Origin of the sequence: Clavibacter michiganensis subsp. insidiosus, assembly GCF_002240565.1 — a bacterium.
Lineage (GTDB): Bacteria > Actinomycetota > Actinomycetes > Actinomycetales > Microbacteriaceae > Clavibacter > Clavibacter insidiosus.
Map to the genome: position 1 here is coordinate 2,738,015 of NZ_MZMO01000001.1, position 15,871 is coordinate 2,753,885.

Annotated in this window: 17 protein-coding genes; 10 read left to right on the top strand and 7 right to left on the bottom strand. The window is 74.4% G+C overall.

From position 1 onward, the window contains the following. Nucleotides 1–64: 64 nt before the first annotated feature. Entirely contained in the window at nt 65–274 is a 210-nt protein-coding gene (locus tag B5P21_RS13180; RefSeq protein WP_012037444.1) for a DUF3073 domain-containing protein, read from the top strand. Nucleotides 275–410: 136 nt separating this feature from the next. Here the strand turns inward: B5P21_RS13180 and purM are convergent, their stop codons facing one another. Further along, entirely contained in the window at nt 411–1,520 is a 1,110-nt protein-coding gene (gene purM / locus B5P21_RS13185; protein WP_045526908.1) for a phosphoribosylformylglycinamidine cyclo-ligase, read from the bottom strand. Nucleotides 1,521–1,610: 90 nt separating this feature from the next. Here purM and purF point away from each other — a divergent pair, with 90 nt between their 5' ends. Next, on the top strand, nt 1,611–3,071 hold the full coding sequence (purF, locus tag B5P21_RS13190; RefSeq protein ID WP_086520057.1) for an amidophosphoribosyltransferase: 1,461 nt from the start codon (nt 1,611–1,613) through the stop codon (nt 3,069–3,071). 37 nt (nt 3,072–3,108) lie between these two features. Here purF and B5P21_RS13195 read toward each other — a convergent pair whose 3' ends face one another. After that, nucleotides 3,109–3,417 (bottom strand): hypothetical protein, encoded by a 309-nt coding sequence (locus B5P21_RS13195; RefSeq protein WP_045526905.1) that lies wholly within the window; start codon nt 3,415–3,417, stop codon nt 3,109–3,111. 58 nt (nt 3,418–3,475) lie between these two features. After that, entirely contained in the window at nt 3,476–3,856 is a 381-nt protein-coding gene (locus B5P21_RS13200) for a sterol carrier family protein (RefSeq protein WP_094171252.1), read from the bottom strand. Nucleotides 3,857–4,230: 374 nt separating this feature from the next. Here B5P21_RS13200 and purD point away from each other — a divergent pair, with 374 nt between their 5' ends. Further along, entirely contained in the window at nt 4,231–5,481 is a 1,251-nt protein-coding gene (gene purD, locus B5P21_RS13205) for a phosphoribosylamine--glycine ligase (RefSeq protein WP_045526901.1), read from the top strand. After that, on the top strand, nt 5,478–6,398 hold the full coding sequence (locus B5P21_RS13210) for a phosphoribosylaminoimidazolesuccinocarboxamide synthase (RefSeq protein WP_045526899.1): 921 nt from the start codon (nt 5,478–5,480) through the stop codon (nt 6,396–6,398). The genes purD and B5P21_RS13210 overlap by 4 nt, the downstream gene beginning before the upstream one ends. 10 nt (nt 6,399–6,408) lie before the next feature. On the opposite strand, the gene B5P21_RS13215 is transcribed toward B5P21_RS13210, so the two are convergent. Both B5P21_RS13215 and B5P21_RS13220 read right to left on the bottom strand, forming a co-directional pair. Then, nucleotides 6,409–7,371, bottom strand: coding sequence for an IS481-like element IS1122 family transposase (locus B5P21_RS13215; RefSeq protein ID WP_094171253.1), 963 nt, complete (start codon nt 7,369–7,371; stop codon nt 6,409–6,411). Between the two features lie 138 nt (nt 7,372–7,509). Further along, nucleotides 7,510–7,728 carry a hypothetical protein gene (locus tag B5P21_RS13220; RefSeq protein WP_045526897.1) on the bottom strand — a complete coding sequence of 73 codons (219 nt, stop codon included), beginning with the start codon at nt 7,726–7,728 and terminating at the stop codon, nt 7,510–7,512. 216 nt (nt 7,729–7,944) lie between these two features. Here B5P21_RS13220 and B5P21_RS13225 point away from each other — a divergent pair, with 216 nt between their 5' ends. Both B5P21_RS13225 and B5P21_RS13230 read left to right on the top strand, forming a co-directional pair. Next, the gene (locus tag B5P21_RS13225) at nt 7,945–10,560 is read left to right on the top strand and encodes a PIG-L family deacetylase (RefSeq protein ID WP_246865295.1); all 2,616 of its coding nucleotides are present in this window, start codon (nt 7,945–7,947) and stop codon (nt 10,558–10,560) included. After that, nucleotides 10,557–11,354, top strand: a complete 798-nt coding sequence (locus tag B5P21_RS13230; protein ID WP_045526893.1) for a glycosyltransferase family 2 protein — start codon at nt 10,557–10,559, stop codon at nt 11,352–11,354. Before B5P21_RS13225 ends, B5P21_RS13230 begins: the two co-directional genes overlap by 4 nt. A 24-nt stretch (nt 11,355–11,378) precedes the next feature. On the opposite strand, the gene B5P21_RS13235 is transcribed toward B5P21_RS13230, so the two are convergent. Then, on the bottom strand, nt 11,379–11,873 hold the full coding sequence (locus tag B5P21_RS13235; RefSeq protein ID WP_045526891.1) for a MarR family winged helix-turn-helix transcriptional regulator: 495 nt from the start codon (nt 11,871–11,873) through the stop codon (nt 11,379–11,381). 110 nt (nt 11,874–11,983) lie between these two features. Between B5P21_RS13235 and B5P21_RS13240 the strand changes: the two genes are divergently transcribed. Then, entirely contained in the window at nt 11,984–13,213 is a 1,230-nt protein-coding gene (locus tag B5P21_RS13240) for an FAD-dependent monooxygenase (RefSeq protein ID WP_045526889.1), read from the top strand. 55 nt (nt 13,214–13,268) lie between these two features. Beyond that, nucleotides 13,269–13,859 (top strand): uridine kinase family protein, encoded by a 591-nt coding sequence (locus tag B5P21_RS13245; protein WP_045526887.1) that lies wholly within the window; start codon nt 13,269–13,271, stop codon nt 13,857–13,859. Between the two features lie 27 nt (nt 13,860–13,886). Here the strand turns inward: B5P21_RS13245 and B5P21_RS13250 are convergent, their stop codons facing one another. Then, a complete protein-coding gene (locus B5P21_RS13250; protein ID WP_094171255.1) occupies nt 13,887–14,303 on the bottom strand; it encodes a hypothetical protein in 417 nt (138 codons plus the stop codon). A 76-nt stretch (nt 14,304–14,379) separates the two neighbouring features. Between B5P21_RS13250 and B5P21_RS16890 the strand changes: the two genes are divergently transcribed. Together B5P21_RS16890 and B5P21_RS13255 are read left to right on the top strand one after the other, a co-directional pair. Further along, on the top strand, nt 14,380–14,535 hold the full coding sequence (locus B5P21_RS16890; RefSeq protein ID WP_158385370.1) for a hypothetical protein: 156 nt from the start codon (nt 14,380–14,382) through the stop codon (nt 14,533–14,535). After that, nucleotides 14,532–15,854: a hemolysin family protein gene (locus B5P21_RS13255; RefSeq protein ID WP_094171256.1), complete on the top strand. Its 1,323-nt coding sequence runs from the start codon at nt 14,532–14,534 to the stop codon at nt 15,852–15,854. Before B5P21_RS16890 ends, B5P21_RS13255 begins: the two co-directional genes overlap by 4 nt. Nucleotides 15,855–15,871: the final 17 nt, after the last annotated feature.

Sequence of the window (15,871 nt, forward strand, 5' to 3'; positions counted from 1 at the left end):
TCCCTGTCCGCTGCATCCAGCGTTGTCACCGCCCGTCGGGGCCTGAGTCGTGAGGGGGTCTCGCATGGGGCGCGGCCGTCAAAAAGCTAAGCACACCAAGATCGCGCGAGAGCTGAAGTCGTTCAGTCCCAATGTGGACTACACGCAGCTGGAGCGCGAGCTGACCACCCACGGGGCGGTCGACGAGCAGTACGCGGCGGAGGCCGCCAAATGGGACGAGTACGCGGACGAGCCGGACGCCTACGTCCCGGGTGACGAGCAGAAGCGCGCCTGAGCCCGCGTCCGGCCCCGGCCGGATGAGCGTCGGACCCGCCTCCTGGTGAGGCGGGTCCGCTCATGTGCGCCGGGGCCGCCCCGCGGGCCGGCCCCGGCGCCGGCCCGCGGGGCGGACCGGCCGGGCGCGACGCGGATCAGTCGCGGTAGCGGCCGGTGAGGCGCACGGCCCCGCCGTCGACGCCCTTGGCGCCCTGCTCGAAGCCGGCGCCCGCCGGGGCGTCGCCGATCGTCACGCGGCCGGCCTCCCAGGCGGGGATGCCCGCGGCGGTGAGCGCGTGCGCGATGCCGTCGGCGGCCGCGGCGTCGACCACGGCGATCATGCCGATGCCGAGGTTCCAGGTGCCCTCCGCGCTCTCGAGCGTCGAGCCCGCGATGCCGGAGAGGGCGCGGAAGACCGCGGGCGGCGACCACGTGGAGCGCTCGAGCTCGCTGAAGGACCCGCGCGGGAGCACGCGCGCGAGGTTCGCCGCGATCCCGCCGCCCGTGACGTGGCTGATGGAGTGGACGCCGGCACCGAGCCCCGGCTGCGCGAGCACGTCGAGCAGGGGCGTCGTGTACAGGCGCGTCGGCTCGAGCAGCACCTCGCCGACCACGCCGCCGAGCTCGGCCGAGGTGTCGCCGAAGCCGATGCCGGCGACGCTGAGGATGCGGCGCACGAGCGAGAAGCCGTTGCTGTGCAGGCCGCTCGAGGCGAGCGCCAGCACGACGTCGCCGTCGCGCACCCGCTCGGATCCGAGCACCGAGTCGGCCTCGACCGCGCCGACCGCGGCACCGGCCACGTCGTAGTCGTCCGGCCCGAGGAGCCCCGGGTGCTCGGCCGTCTCCCCGCCGACGAGGGCGGTGCCGGTGTCGGAGCAGGCGCGCGCGATGCCGGCGACGATGTCGGCGATGCGCGCGGGCACGACCTTGCCGCAGGCGATGTAGTCGGTCATGAAGAGGGGGCGCGCGCCGACCACGACGATGTCGTCGACGACCATGCCCACGAGGTCCTGGCCGATGGTGTCGTGCTTGTCGATGGCCTGCGCGATGGCGACCTTGGTGCCGACGCCGTCCGTCGAGGTGGCGAGGAGCGGGTGGCGGAAGCGGGTGAGGGCGCTCGCGTCGAACAGCCCGGCGAAGCCGCCGAAGCCGCCGATGACCTCCGGGCCGTGCGTGCGGGAGACGGCCTCCTTCATCAGCTGGACCGCGAGATCGCCGGCCTCCGTGTCGACGCCGGCCTCTGCATACGAGCTCTTGGTGGTCACCTGAGACAGAGTAGCGGCCGGGCGCGTCGCTCCCGTGTGGGAGACTGGCCGCTCCCCCACCTCTTCTACTCTTCAGGAGTCAGCCGAAGCATGTGCGGCATCGTCGGCGTCGTATCGTCCGAACCCGTCAACCAACTCGTCTACGACAGCCTCCTGCTCCTACAGCACCGCGGTCAGGACTCCACCGGCATCGCCACCGCGGAGGGCAACACCTTCCACGTGAAGAAGCTCAGCGGCCAGGTCCGCGAGGCCTTCCGCACGCGCGACATGCGGTCGCTGCTCGGCACCATGGGCCTCGGCCACGTGCGGTACGCCACCAAGGGCAGCGCCACGGACGAGGACGAGGCGCAGCCGTTCTACGTGAACGCGCCCTACGGCATCGTCCTCGTGCACAACGGCAACCTCACGAACACGCGGGAGCTGGCGCAGGAGCTCTTCCACGTGGATCGCCGCCACACCAACACGAGCTCCGACACCGAGCTGCTGGTGAACGTGCTGGCCCACGAGCTGCAGTCGCAGGTGTCCGGCATGGCGCTGGATCCCGACCAGGTCTTCACCGCCGTCGAGCGCGTGCACGAGCGCGTGCAGGGCTCGTACGCGTCCATCGCGATGATCGCCGGGCACGGGCTGCTCGCGTTCCGCGACCCGTTCGGGATCCGCCCGCTCACCCTGGGCCGCCGCGAGCTCGAGGGCGGCCGGATGGAGTGGGTCGTGGCGAGCGAGTCGCTCGTCATGGAGTCGCTCGGCTACGAGATCGTGCGCGACGTCGCGCCCGGCGAGGCCGTGTTCATCACGATGGACGGCGAGATGCACGCGCGCCAGTGCCACCCGACGCCGCGGCTCATCCCCTGCGCGTTCGAGTTCGTGTACCTCGCGCGGCCCGACTCGGTCATGTCCGGCATCGGCGTCTACGACGCGCGCCTGCGCATGGGCAACCGGCTCGCGGCGACGATCGCGGAGCACAGCCCCGCGGGCGACATCGACGTGGTCATGCCCATCCCCGACTCGTCCCGGCCGTCGGCCATGCAGGTCGCGCAGACGCTCGGCATCGAGTACCGCGAGGGCTTCTACAAGAACCGCTACGTGGGGCGGACGTTCATCATGCCGGGGCAGGCGCAGCGCAAGAAGTCGGTGCGGCAGAAGCTCAACGCGATGAGCTCGGAGTTCCAGGGCAAGAACATCCTCATCGTCGACGACTCCATCGTCCGCGGCACGACGAGCCGCGAGATCGTCACCATGGCCCGGCAGGCCGGCGCCAACAAGGTGACGTTCACCTCGGCCGCTCCCCCGGTGCGCTACCCGCACGTGTACGGGATCAACATGCCGTCGCGGCAGGAGCTCATCGCGCACGGGCGCAAGATCCCCGAGATCGCGACCGAGCTCGGCGCCGACCACCTCATCTACCAGGAGGTCGCCGACATGCGCGACGCGATCCTCGAGGGATCGACCGGGGTGGAGGACCTCGAGATGAGCTGCTTCACGGGCGAGTACATCACCGGCAACGTGACGCCGGAGTACCTGTCCTGGCTGGAGCGCACGCAGCTCAGCTGACCGGGCCCGCCGGGCGGCAGGCGGTCGGGGGCGCCGATCAGGCGCCCGGCTCGCCCTGCTCGCGCTCGGCCGTGAGGACGCGCGACCGGCGCGATGCCGCGCGGTCGAGCGCCAGGGCGAGGAGCGCGGCCAGCCCGCCGAAGAGGACGACCGCGAACAGCGCGAGGAACGCCAGCACCTGCGCCTCGGAGAACTCCGGGTTCGGCGGGAACGTGAGGGTGAGGACCATCGCCACGATGATCCCGAGGACAGCTCCGACGCCCATGAAGCGGAAGTAGCGGGGGGACCGCCGCACGAGGACCTCGGTGCGGCGCTCGTCGTCGGGCTGGGGTCGGGCGTCGGTCATGGGTCCATCATCCCCCGCGCCGCGGGCACGGGACGAACCGCGGGGCGGAGGCCGTCGCTCAGCGGTCGGCCGGGAGCTCCCACGGCACGGGGAGGAGGCCGCGGAGGTCGGCGCGGAGCCCGGACGCGCGCACCGCGCCCGCCTCGACGCCCGCGTCCCAGCTGGTGCCGCCCGTGGCGAGCGCGATCCACGTGGCGGGGTCGGTCTCGATGACGTTCGGGGGCGTGCCGCGCGTGTGCCCCGGGCCCTCGATGCACTGGACGGCGCCGAACGGCGGGACGCGCACCTCGACGGTGCCGCCGGGCGCGAGGTCCGCCAGCGACTGCAGCAGGAAGCGCACCGCCGTGGCCCGCGTCTCTCGGTCGGCGTCGTCACCCGCGGCGAGCGCGGCCCGCACGGCGGGCTGTCCGACGGTGGGGTGGATGCGCGCCTTGGCCATCGCCCCAGGATGCCAGAGCGACGAGGCCGCGCAGCCCGTCCGGCCTCGCCGCGCCCCTCCTACTGGGGCGTCGCCCCGCGTCCGCGCTTTGGGGGACATCCATTACCGTGTATGGAAGTGCCCCGCGGTGACACGACCCGCCCGGCACGGCAGGACGTCCTCCCTCCCGTCGCCTCCCCGGGCGCCGGGAGGGCCGGGACGACGTGCCCGCCGGCGGACCCGAAGAACGTCGGCGAGGCAGGGAGTCGACCCGACCCGTTCCCGCGGCGGGTCGGCTCCCGTCCTCCGCTCCCCCGCCCCGGGGGCGGATGCGGCGCGCTCGGCGAGGCCCCGGGGGCCCGGAGCGGCGGGGTCCGCGTCGCTAGGGTGGGGGCGTGAAGATCCTGGTACTCGGTTCCGGTGCGCGCGAGCACGCCATCGTCACGGCCCTGCTCCGGGAGGACGCGGGCCACGAGATCGTCGCGGCGCCCGGCAACGCCGGGGTCGCGCGCGTCGTGCCCGTCGTGAAGATGGACATCGACGACCCCGCGGTGGTCGCGGAGCACGCGCTCGCGGAGGGCTTCGAGCTCGTCGTCGTGGGCCCGGAGGCGCCGCTCGTCGCCGGGGTCGCGGACGCGCTGCGCACGCGCGGCATCCCGGTCTTCGGGCCGGGCCGGGCGGCCGCCGCGCTCGAGGGGTCCAAGACCTTCGCCAAGCGCATCATGGAGGAGGCGGGCGTGCCCACGGGCCGCGCCGCCCAGGCCGGCACCGTCGACGAGGTCGAGGCCGCGCTCGACGAGTACGGCGCCCCCTACGTCATCAAGGCCGACGGCCTCGCCGCGGGCAAGGGCGTGCTGGTCACCGCCGACCGCACGCTGGCCCTCGACCACGCCCGCCACTACCTCGGCCAGGGCACCGTGCTCGTCGAGGAGTTCCTCGCCGGGCAGGAGGTGTCGCTCTTCCTGCTCTCCGACGGGCACGACGTGGTCCCCCTCTCCCCCGCGCAGGACTACAAGCGCCTGGGCGACGGCGACGCGGGGCCCAACACGGGCGGCATGGGCGCGTATTCGCCGCTCCCGTGGCTGTCGGCGGGCTTCGTGGACGAGGTCATCGACACCATCGCGCTGCCCACCGTGCGGAAGCTCGCGGAGGAGCAGACGCCGTTCATCGGGCTGCTCTACTGCGGGCTGATCCTCACCGCGGACGGCATCCGGGTGATCGAGTTCAACGCGCGCTTCGGGGATCCGGAGACGCAGGTCGTGCTGCCCCGCCTCGTCACGCCGCTCTCGCAGCTGCTGCTCGCGGCCGCCTCCGGCGAGCTCGGCGGCGTCGCGCGGCCGGAGTTCTCCGACGACGTCGCGGTCACCGTCGTCGTCGCGAGCGAGGGCTACCCCGAGGCTCCGCGGACGGGACGCGTGATCCAGGGCGTCGAGGAGGCGGAGAGCGTCGCGGGCGTGAGCATCGCGCACGCCGCGACCGCCGAGTCGGAGGCCGGGCTCGTCGCCACCGGCGGCCGGGTGCTCAGCGTCGTCGCGACGGGTGCCTCGTTCGTCGAGGCGCGGTCGCGCGTCTACGAGGCCGTCGGGCGGTTGTCGCTCGACGGGTCGCAGCACCGCACCGACATCGCCGCGCAGGTGATCCGATGAGCGCCGGGACCCCCGCGGGCCACGCCGCCGACTGGGACCTCCCGGGCTGGGAGCACGCGTACTCGGGCAAGGTCCGCGAGCTGTTCGGCCCCGCCCTCGACGACACGGAGGACCGCGCGCTCGAGGGCGAGCCGCACGTGCTGGTCGTCGCGACCGACCGCGTGAGCGCCTACGACTTCGCGCTCGAGCCGGGGATCCCCGGCAAGGGCGAGCTCCTCACGCAGCTCAGCCTCTGGTGGTTCGACCGGCTCGACGTGCCGAACCACCTCGTCGACGGCGCCACCCTCGACCGCATCGGCATCCCGGAGCAGGTGCGCGGGCGCGCGATGCTCTGCCGCGTGCTCGAGATGCTGCCCATCGAGTGCGTCGTGCGCGGCTACCTCGCGGGATCCGGCTGGGAGGAGTACCGCCAGCACGGCACGGTCTGCGGGATCCCGCTCCCCGCCGGGCTGCAGCAGGGCGACCGCCTGCCGGAGCCGATCTACACGCCCGCGTGGAAGGCGCCGCAGGGCGAGCACGACGAGAACATCACGTTCGCGCGCACCGAGGAGCTCGTGGGGCACGAGGAGGCGGCGCGTCTGCGCGACCTCTCGCTCGACGTGTACCGCCGCGCGTCGGCAATCGCCGAGGAGCGCGGCGTGATCCTCGCGGACACCAAGTTCGAGTTCGGCATCGACCCGCGCACGGGCATCACCACGCTGGCGGACGAGGTGCTCACGAGCGACTCGTCGCGCTACTGGGATGCGGAGGCGTACGCGACGGGCAACCGCACGGACAGCTTCGACAAGCAGATCGTGCGGGACTGGCTGGCGGCCAACTGGGATCGCACCGGCACGCCGCCCGTGCTGCCGCAGGAGATCGTGAAGCGGACGGCGGAGCGGTACCGGGAGCTCATCGCGCGGCTCACCGGGCGCTAGCTGTACTGAGTCATGACGTTGGTGACACTCGGGCCGCGGGCGTCAGCCCGTGGCTCGAGTGGATTCGTTCAGTGTTGTAGTGCTGGATCCACGGATCAAGGGCGTCGGTTCTGGCTTGGTTGCTGGTGAAGGGTTGCCGGTAGGCCCACTCGGTCGCGAGGGTGCGGTTGAAGCGTTCGACCTTGCCGTTCTGCCAGGGGCAGTGCGGGCGGATGAACTTCTGCCTCGCACCGAGCTGCGTGACCGCGTTCTGGAACGCGGCCGAGTGCCGGTAGGCGAACGCGTTGTCCGTCAGGACCCGTTCGATGCGGGTGATGCCGTGCTCGGCGAAGTACGCCGCGGCCCGGGTCAGGAACCCTGCCGCGGTCACGCCCTTCTCGTCCGGGTGGATCTCCGCGTAGGCGAGGCGGGTGTGGTCATCGACCACGGCGTGGACGTAATCGAACCCGATCCCACGACCACGAACCTGTTCGCTGCGGCCATGCGCCCGCCAGCCGCCGCCGTCCGGGATCCGGCCGAGCTTCTTCACGTCGACGTGGATCAGGTCGCCGGGATGCTCATGCTCGTACCGGTTTGCCATCGACCGGGATGCCCGGATCACGGCCCCGGTGACGGGGTCCAACCATGCCAACGGCGGTGCCCCGTGCCGCCGCAGGACGCGGGAGATCGTGCGGGCTGGAACACCGGTCACCGGCGCCAACCGGGCAGGACCTGATCGCAATCGGGTCCTCGCTTCCACGACGGCTCGTTCTCGTTCCGGGCTCGTCCTCGTCGGCACCCGTCTCGGCCTCGAGGACCGGTCCGACAAGCCTTCGAAACCCTCGGACCGGAACCGATTCACCCACCGATGCGCGCACTGACGCGACACACCGAGTTCGCGCGCGACATGCGAGACCGGCCGACGATCCTCGACCACCCGCCGCACGAGGAGAACCCTCCCGTGAACCGTCAGACGAGCATTAGCGTGGGACATCGAGGCCTCCTGGCAGTGGCAGAACTAGACAGCTCCATCAAGCCAGGAGGCCTCCTCACACGCCCCGAAGTGTCACCAACGTCATGGCCGGGTACAGCTAGCCGCCGCCGGTCGGGCGGGCGCCCGGCGCGGATCCGGCTAGAGGTGGTCGTAGCCGCGGACGACGCGGTCGATGGCGACCTCCGCCACCTCGCGGGCATTCGCGTCGGGGAGCTCGTCGAGGGCTCCCTCGATGTCCTGGCCGCCCATGCGGAGGACGGCGAGGCGCTCGAACTCCTCGACCGCCTCGGGCGTGGGCTGGTCGGCCGGCCCCTCGGTCGTGGGCTGGGCGGCGTGCGGGTCGGTGTGCTGGTCCATGGTGGGTCCCCTCTGTCGTGTGTGGCCGGTGCGGATCGCGCCCCAGCCCTGCCGTCAGGGTCCCACACCCACGTGACCGGGGGATCCGAGGCCGCCAGGATGTCACACGCGCGCGGTGTCGCGCCGCCCGCGGGCAGCCGACCTCGGACGCTTGTAGGTTCGAAAGACGATCGGGCCCCGCCCGGACGACCCCTCGACGATTTGGCGCCCCTCCCCGTGACATCCGGTCCCCTGCCCGCATCCACCCCCGACGCGACCGCCCCGGCGCGCGTCCGCCTCGCCTCCGGCGCGGTGCCGCCGGGTGACGACGCCGCCGGGCCGGCCGTCTCCCGCGTGCGCGAGGCGCTCGCGGCGACGCCCCCGGGGGCGGGCTGGACGACCGAGCGGGCGCTGGCGCTCGCCGTCGCGCTCGGCGACGGCGGTGCCCGGCCGGGCGCGGGCGGCACGGCGGACCTCTGGGAGGCGCTCGCGACGCTCGCCGCCGCCGACCTGGGCCTCGCCCGCACGGTCGAGCCGCACCTGGACGCGCTCGCGATCCTCGACCAGGAGCGCGACGCCGCGGGCGGCACCGGCACCGGCACCGGCGGCACCGGCACCGCGCGCGAGGGCGACGCCGAGCCGCGCACGTGGGGCGTGTTCGCGGCCGAGGGCGGCGGGGATCCGCTGACGGCCGTGGCGGACGCGCGCGCGTCCGACGCGGTGCGGCTGTCCGGGACCAAGCCGTGGTGCTCGCTCGCCGGGTCGCTGACGCACGCGCTCATCACCGCCACCGTCGATGACGGCTCGCGCGGCCTCTTCGCCGTCGACCTCCGCCAGCCCGGCGTCGAGGTCGTGCCCGGCGCGTGGGTCGCCCGCGGGCTCGTGGAGGTCCCGAGCGGGCCGCTGCGCATGCACGACGTGACGGCGCGGCGCGTGGGCGCGCCCGGCTGGTACCTCGAGCGGCCCGGGTTCCACTGGGGCGGCATCCAGGTCGCGGCCTGCTGGTACGGCGGCGCGGTCGGGCTGGCGCGCACGCTGATCCGCGCGGCGTCCCGCGAGGGCGCCGACCGCCTGCTGCTCATGCACCTGGGCGCGGTCGACGCGGCGCTCGACGGCGCGCGCGCGTCCCTCGCCGAGGCCGCCGGCCTGGTCGACCGCGGGCTCGCCTCGGGCGAGGAGGGGCGCCTGCTCGCGAAGCGCGTGCGCGCCGTCGTCGCGCGGGCCGTGGACGAGACGCTGACGCACGTCGCGCACGCGCTCGGGCCGGCCCCGCTCGCGCAGGACGCGGATCACGCCAAGCGCGTGGCCGACCTGGGGCTGTACGTGCGGCAGCACCACGCCGAGCGCGACGACGCCTCGCTGGGTGGCGCGCTCGCGGAGGCGGCCAGGCGGCGGGCGGCGGACCCGGACGCGGACGGCCGAGCGCGGTCGTCCGCGGCGCCGTCCGCGACCGATTCCGCCGCGACCGCCACGACGGGCGTCGCCTTCGACGCGCGCGAGTCCGGCACCGACGCGGGCGCCTGGGACGCGGATCCGCGCTGGGACGCGCTCGCCGCCCCCGACCTCTCCGGGATGGCCGCGCTCCTCGTGGTCTCCGCGCACGCCGACGACGAGTCGATCGGCGCCGCGGGGCTGATGGCCTCGGCGGCCGCGCGCGGCGTGCCGGTGACCCTCGTGATCGTGACGGACGGCGCCGCCTCGCACCCCGGATCCCCTACCCACACGCCCGACGAGCTCGTCGCCCTCCGCCGCCAGGAGGCCCGCGCCGCCCTCGACGCGGTCGCGCCCGACGCCCGGCTCGTTCTCCTCGGCCACCCCGACGGCGGGATCCGCGAGCGCCGCGACGCCGTGCGCGACGACCTCGCCGCGCTCCTCGCCGACGCCGCGCCGGGCACGTGGGTCGCCGCTCCCTGGCGCGGCGACGGGCACCGGGACCACCGCGTCACGGGCGAGGTGGTCGCCGAGCTCGTGGGCGCGCTGGCCGCCGAGCGCGGGATCCGGCTCGTCGAGTACCCGGTCTGGATGTGGCACTGGGCGACGCCCGACGACGCCCGCGTGCCGTGGGCCGCGATGCGCGCGCTGCCGCTCGACGCGCACCTGCGGGAGGCCAAGCGGGCGGCGATCCGTGCGCACGCCAGCCAGGTGGATCCCCTCTCCGACGCCCCCGAGGACGCGGCCGTGCTCCAGCCCGGCTTCCTCCGGCACGCCGACCGCGACCGGGAGGTCCTGATCGTGGGCGAGGACGCGCCCGCGACGCCCTCCGCCGCGGAGCGCTTCGACGCCGCGTACGCCCGGGCCGAGGATCCCTGGCGCGTCACGACCCGCTGGTACGAGCGCCGCAAGCGCCTCGCCACCCTCGCGGCCCTGCCCGACGAGCGGTACGGCCGGGCGCTGGAGATCGGCTGCTCGATCGGCGTCACGACGGCCGGCCTCGCCGAGCGCGTGGACGAGCTGCTCGCGGTGGACGTCGCGCCGACCGCGGTCGAGCGGGCGCGCGTCCGCCTCGCCGACGCGCCGCACGTGCGCCTCGAGGTGCGCGACGTGGGCGACGACTGGCCGGACGGCGCCTTCGACCTCGTCGTGATGAGCGAGGTCGGCTACTACCTCGACGACGCCGCCTTCGACCGCGTGCTCGCCGCGCTGCCCGGCGCCCTCGGCGCCACGGGCACCCTGGTCGCCTGCCACTGGCGGCACCCGGAGGGCGACTTCCGGCGCACGGGCGACGAGGTGCACGCGCGCCTCGCGGCCGTCCCCGGCCTGCACGTGCTGATGCGGCACGAGGAGGACGACTTCCTGCTCGAGGTGCTGTCGGCGGATCCGCGCTCGGTCGCGACCCGCACGGGGCTGCGGTGACGGGCGGGTCGGCCGCGGCGGTCGGGTCGGAGCCGGCCCCTCGGATCCGCGCGGTCACGGTCGTCATCCCCGCGCGCGACGAGGAGGAGCTGGTGGGCCGCTGCCTCGCGTCGGTCGAGGTCGCCGCGTCCCGGGCGCGCGCGGCAGGGGTGCGCGTGCGCGTGATCCTCGTGGCCGACGACTGCCGGGACCGCACCGCGGAGGTCGCGCGCGCCGCGGGCGTCGAGGTCATCGAGAGCGCGGCCGGGCGCGTGGGCGCCGCCCGCGCGCAGGGGGTCGACGCGGCCCGCGCGGGCTGGGACGGCGACGACGCCGAGCACTGGATCGCGTGCACCGACGCCGACTCCGCGGTGCCGCCCGCGTGGATCACCAGCCAGCTCGAGCTCGCGGATGCCGGGAGCGACGTGGTCGTCGGCACGGTCCGCCCCGAGCTGGAGGACCTCAGCCCGGATCAGGTCGCGGCTTGGCGCGCCACCCGCGTGCCCGGCCACGCCAACGGGCACGTGCACGGCGCGAACCTCGGCGTGCGCGCCGACGCCTACGTCGCGGCCGGCGGGTTCCCGGCCGTCGCGGAGCACGAGGACGTCGACCTCGTCGGCCGGCTCCGGGCGCTCGACGCGCGGATCACGGCGTCGGCGGCCGGCGAGGTGCTCACCTCGAGCCGCCGCGAGGGGCGCACGCCGGGCGGCTACGCGGGGTACCTGCACGTGTCGCTGCTGGAGCGGGCGCGCGAGCGGGAGCTCGAGCGCCGGCGCGACGCGGGGTGCGACAGCCCCTGCGTGCCCGCGCGCTGAGCGCGCGCCGGTCCCCCGGCGGGCTCAGGATCCGGTCGCGCCGCCGCCCGCCATCCCGCGCGTCCCCGCGGCGGTGCCGTCCGTGATCGCCCGGATGACGGCCGCCGCCGTGCGGAGCTGCTCGGCGGTGAACCCGTCGAGCGCCCGGTCGACCTCGACCTGCGCGCCCTGCAGCACGGCCATCACGCGCGCCCGGGACGCGGCCGTCGGCCGCAGCGTGACCACCCGCCGATCGGCGACCTCCCGGCTCCGCCCGATGTGCCCGCCGCCCTCCAGCCGGTTGATGAGCGCGGTCGTGGCCCCCGACGTCAGGTGGAGGCGCTCCGACAGGCGTGCCGGCGACAGCGCGCGGTCGGCCGTCTCCGCCCAGATGATCTCGGCCAGCGCCGTCGTGTCCGTCGTGGGCAGCCCGACGGCCGCGGCCAGCTGCCGCACCGAGTCGTCGAACGCGGTCGTGTAGTCCCGCAGCTGCTCGAGCACCTCGGAGCGGTCCCCCGGGACGGCGATGGTGTGGGACATGTCGTGATCCTCCGAGTCGTAGAGAATACTCCACCGTGAAGCATCTAGGCCATAGAGTCTACTCGCGTTCGGCATCCCGGGGCAGCTCGACGACACGAGGAGATCACCGCATGGCCGACACCACCCATCACCGCCCGAGGGTCCTCGTGACCGGAGCCAGCATCGCCGGACCGGCGCTCGCCTGGGGCCTGCACCGCGAGGGCTTCGACGTGACCCTCCTCGAGCGCTCGGCCGAGCAGCGCCAGGCCGGGCAGAACATCGACGTGCGCAGCCTCGGCCGCGACGTCCTCCGGCGCATGGGCATCGAGGACGTCGTCATGGCGAACCTCACCGGCGAGGACGGCACGCGCTTCGTCGACGAGGAGGGCCGCGTCCTCGCGACCTTCCCGCGCGCGGAGGGCGAGGACGGGCCGACGGCCGAGGTGGAGATCCTCCGCGGACGGTTCGCGGGGATCCTCGTCGACCTCGTGCGCGACGACGTCGAGCTCCGCTACGGCGACTTCGTGACCGGCGTGCAGCAGGACGCGACGGGGGTCGACGTCGAGCTCGCGAGCGGATCCCGCGAGCGCTACGACCTCCTGCTCGTGGCCGAGGGCCGCAGCTCCCGCACGCGTCGGCTGGCGTTCGCCGAGGAGACCACCCTCCGCGACCACGGCGTGAGCATCGCGTACGGGACGATCGACCGGATCCCGGCCGACACCGGCTACTGGGACTTCCTCACGGGACGCGGCGCGCGCAACGCCACCATCCGGCCGGACGACGAGGGGACGATCCGCGCGAGCCTCTCGTTCGAGTCGGAGCCGTCCGGCTTCGAGCAGCTCCCGTTCGACGCGCAGATGACCGTGCTCCGCGCGCGCTTCCGCGGCGCGGGCTGGCAGGTCGAGCGGATCCTCGACGGCTTCCAGGCCCGTCCGGACGAGTCCTACACGCAGCGCATGGAGCAGGTGGTCGTCTCGACGTGGTCGAAGGGGCGCATCGCGCTCCTCGGCGACGCGGCGTGGGGATCCGGCCCCACGGGCATGGGCACGACCCTCTCGCTGGTCGCCGCGCACGTGCTCGCGGGCGAGCTGGGACGCGCGCTCGCGGACACGGGCGACACCTTCGCCGCCGCGTTCGCGCGCTACGAGGGGCAGCTCCGCCGCTACGCCGACAGCGCGCAGGGCCTGCCGCCGGGTGGCGCGCGGCTCACGCACCCGTCGTCGGCGGTCGGGCAGCGGGTGCTGCGCGGCGCCGTGCGGGTAGCGGCGTCGCGGCCCGTGCGCGGGTTCGGCGACCGCTTCCTCCTCACGAGCGCGCGCCACGCTCCGACGCTGGCCGCCTACCCGCGGCTGCGCGGCTGACGGGCGCATCCGTCCGGGAGCGTGGCGGCGCACCTCGACGCCCTACGCTCGCCGGATGGACGCCAGCGAGCTCGCCCGGCACGTGGCCGCCCTCCGCACAGTCGCGGAGCGACCGCTCGTCGTCGGCGTCTCGGGCCACGGCGGGTCCGGCAAGTCCACGCTCGCCCGTCTCCTCACCACCGCGATCCCCGGGTCCGTCCGCCTGCGCGGCGACGACTTCCTCGACCCGTCCCGCTCGCACCGCCGATCCCCCGACTGGGACGGCGTCGGCCGGCTCCGGCTGGTGGACGAGGTGCTGGATCCGCTCCGCTCCGGCCGCGGCGGTGCGTTCCGCCGCTACGACTGGAGCCGGCGCGAGCTGGGCGACCCGGAGCCGCTGCCCGAGACGGATGTCCTGGTGGTCGACCTCATCGGCCTTCTGCACCCCGAGGCGCGACCGTGGATCGACCTGGCCGTCTGGTGCGACGTGGACCTCGCGACGGCATCGGCCCGCGGCATGTCGCGCGATGCGCGGCTCGGCCGCGACCACGATGCGCTGTGGCGCGACGTCTGGATCCCCGACGAGCGCGACTTCGACGCCGGCTTCGCGCCGCGCGCCTCCGCCGACGTGCTCATCTCGGACGCGCGGGGCTCGACGACCGGCTGAGCGGTCGACCGCCAGGGCAGGGCCGGCTCAGACCTCGGGGCTCCGATCCCGTGCCGCCTGCAGCGCCGCCCAGCGCCGGCGCGCGAGGACGTGGAGGACGAGGAAGACCGCCGCGACGAGCGCGAGCGCGGCTGAGAAGACCCACACGCCCGACTCACCGCCGATCCCCGCCACCACCACGCCGACGACGGCCGCCGCCGCGAGCCCGATGCCCACCGCGAGGAGCCCGTTCGTCAGGCCCTCCGCCGGCGTCGTGTCGGGATGCTCGGGCACGCGCTCCCACGTCACGATGAAGAACGTCGCGATCGGCCCGAGGACGATCGAGACGAGGAACCAGTTCCACCGGGATCGGCCCTTCTGCTCCGCGAGCCCCGCGTTCACGAGGGCGAGCGTGACCCACCCGGAGCTGCCGAGCCACGACCCGTCGAGCGCTGTGTGATCCATGCCCCGACCGTAGGGCACGGCCGCCGCCCGACCACGACCCGGGCTATTTCCCCACCTGCTCCACTACCCTCGATCCATGCACAGAACCGCGCGGGAGCCCGCTCCCGACAGCCACAGTCCCGGCGCCCGGACGACCCCGGGCACGCCCCGCACCCTCCGCGCCATCGCGCCCCTCAGCAGGATCCGCGCCACCTCCTCGACCGGCGCCCGCCCGACCGGCCCCCGCTCGTGAACGGCGACCTCCTCCTCAACATCGTCCTGGTCGTCGTGTTCGTCCTCGTCGGCGGCGTGTTCGCCGCCACCGAGATGGCGCTCGTCACCCTCCGCGAAGGTCAGCTCAACGCCCTCGCCGCCCGCGGACGCCGCGGCGAGAAGGTGGCCGCGCTCGCCCGGAACCCCAACACCTTCCTCGCGGCCGTGCAGATCGGCGTGACCGTCGCCGGCTTCGCGTCCGCCGCGTACGGCGCCTCGTCGATCGCGCCGTCCGTGGTCCCGGTGCTCGAGTCGTGGGGCCTGGAGTCCGGCCTCGCGTCCACGATCGCGACGCTCCTGCTCACGCTGGTGATCGCCTACCTGTCGCTCGTGCTCGGCGAGCTGGCGCCCAAGCGCCTCGCCATCCAGCGCAACGCCGGCTTCGCGTACGGCGTCGCGCCCGTGCTGAACGGCTTCGCGGTCCTGATGCGCCCGGTGATCTGGCTGCTCTCCGCCTCGACGAACGTGGTCGTGCGCCTCCTCGGCGGCGACCCGCACAAGACCGGCGAGGAGATGAGCGAGGAGGAGCTCCGCGACATCGTCTCCAGCCACGAGGGCCTCCCCGACGACGAGCGCCGGATCCTCGACGACGTGCTCTCGCTCCGCCACCGCCAGCTCAGCGAGGTGATGAAGCCGCGGCCCGAGATCGCCGCGCTCGACGGCACCGGCACGGTCCGCGAGGCGGGGATCGACGTGCAGGACCGGCCGTACTCGCGCTACCCGGTCGTCGACAAGACCATCGACGACGTCATCGGCTTCGTGCACGTGCGCGACCTCTACCAGGCCATCGCGGCGGATCCGGAGCGGCCCGTCTCCGAGATCCTCCGCCCGATCCCGTACCTCCCGGCGACCGCGCGCGTGCTGCCGACGCTCACGATGATGCGCGCCGAGGGCCACCAGATCGCCGTGATCGTGGACGAGTACGGCGGCACCGACGGCATCGTCACGCTCGAGGACCTCGTGGAGGAGGTCGTGGGCGAGATCTTCGACGAGTACGACACGGACTCGGCCGCGCGGGACCTCGCCGAGGACGGCGGCACGATCGACGGCCGCCTCAACGTCCAGGACTTCGAGGAGGCGACGGGCGTGAAGCTGCCCGACTCCGCGTCGGACACGGTCGCGGGCTTCGTCATCGAGAACCTCGGCCGGCTCGCGCAGGTCGGCGACACGGTCGAGGTCGACGGCGTGACCCTGCAGGTCACGGCGCTCGACCGGCGGCGGATCTCCGAGATCCTCGTCGTGCCGCGCGAGGAGCCGACGACGGGCGAGGACGCGGAGACCCTCGGGTCCTCCAGTTGATACTCGCTCACAATGTA

What these genes read in the sequence shown, in the direction of transcription:
- B5P21_RS13215 (WP_094171253.1), bottom strand. Translation starts at nt 7,371, where the DNA reads ATGTCCCACGCTAATGCTCGTCTGACGGTTCACGGGAGGGTTCTCCTC.
- B5P21_RS13210 (WP_045526899.1), top strand. Translation starts at nt 5,478, where the DNA reads ATGAGCGCCGGGACCCCCGCGGGCCACGCCGCCGACTGGGACCTCCCG.
- B5P21_RS13235 (WP_045526891.1), bottom strand. Translation starts at nt 11,873, where the DNA reads ATGTCCCACACCATCGCCGTCCCGGGGGACCGCTCCGAGGTGCTCGAG.
- B5P21_RS13250 (WP_094171255.1), bottom strand. Translation starts at nt 14,303, where the DNA reads ATGGATCACACAGCGCTCGACGGGTCGTGGCTCGGCAGCTCCGGGTGG.
- B5P21_RS13200 (WP_094171252.1), bottom strand. Translation starts at nt 3,856, where the DNA reads ATGGCCAAGGCGCGCATCCACCCCACCGTCGGACAGCCCGCCGTGCGG.
- purF (WP_086520057.1), top strand. Translation starts at nt 1,611, where the DNA reads ATGTGCGGCATCGTCGGCGTCGTATCGTCCGAACCCGTCAACCAACTC.
- B5P21_RS16890 (WP_158385370.1), top strand. Translation starts at nt 14,380, where the DNA reads ATGCACAGAACCGCGCGGGAGCCCGCTCCCGACAGCCACAGTCCCGGC.
- B5P21_RS13195 (WP_045526905.1), bottom strand. Translation starts at nt 3,417, where the DNA reads ATGACCGACGCCCGACCCCAGCCCGACGACGAGCGCCGCACCGAGGTC.
- B5P21_RS13245 (WP_045526887.1), top strand. Translation starts at nt 13,269, where the DNA reads ATGGACGCCAGCGAGCTCGCCCGGCACGTGGCCGCCCTCCGCACAGTC.
- B5P21_RS13240 (WP_045526889.1), top strand. Translation starts at nt 11,984, where the DNA reads ATGGCCGACACCACCCATCACCGCCCGAGGGTCCTCGTGACCGGAGCC.
- B5P21_RS13220 (WP_045526897.1), bottom strand. Translation starts at nt 7,728, where the DNA reads ATGGACCAGCACACCGACCCGCACGCCGCCCAGCCCACGACCGAGGGG.
- B5P21_RS13180 (WP_012037444.1), top strand. Translation starts at nt 65, where the DNA reads ATGGGGCGCGGCCGTCAAAAAGCTAAGCACACCAAGATCGCGCGAGAG.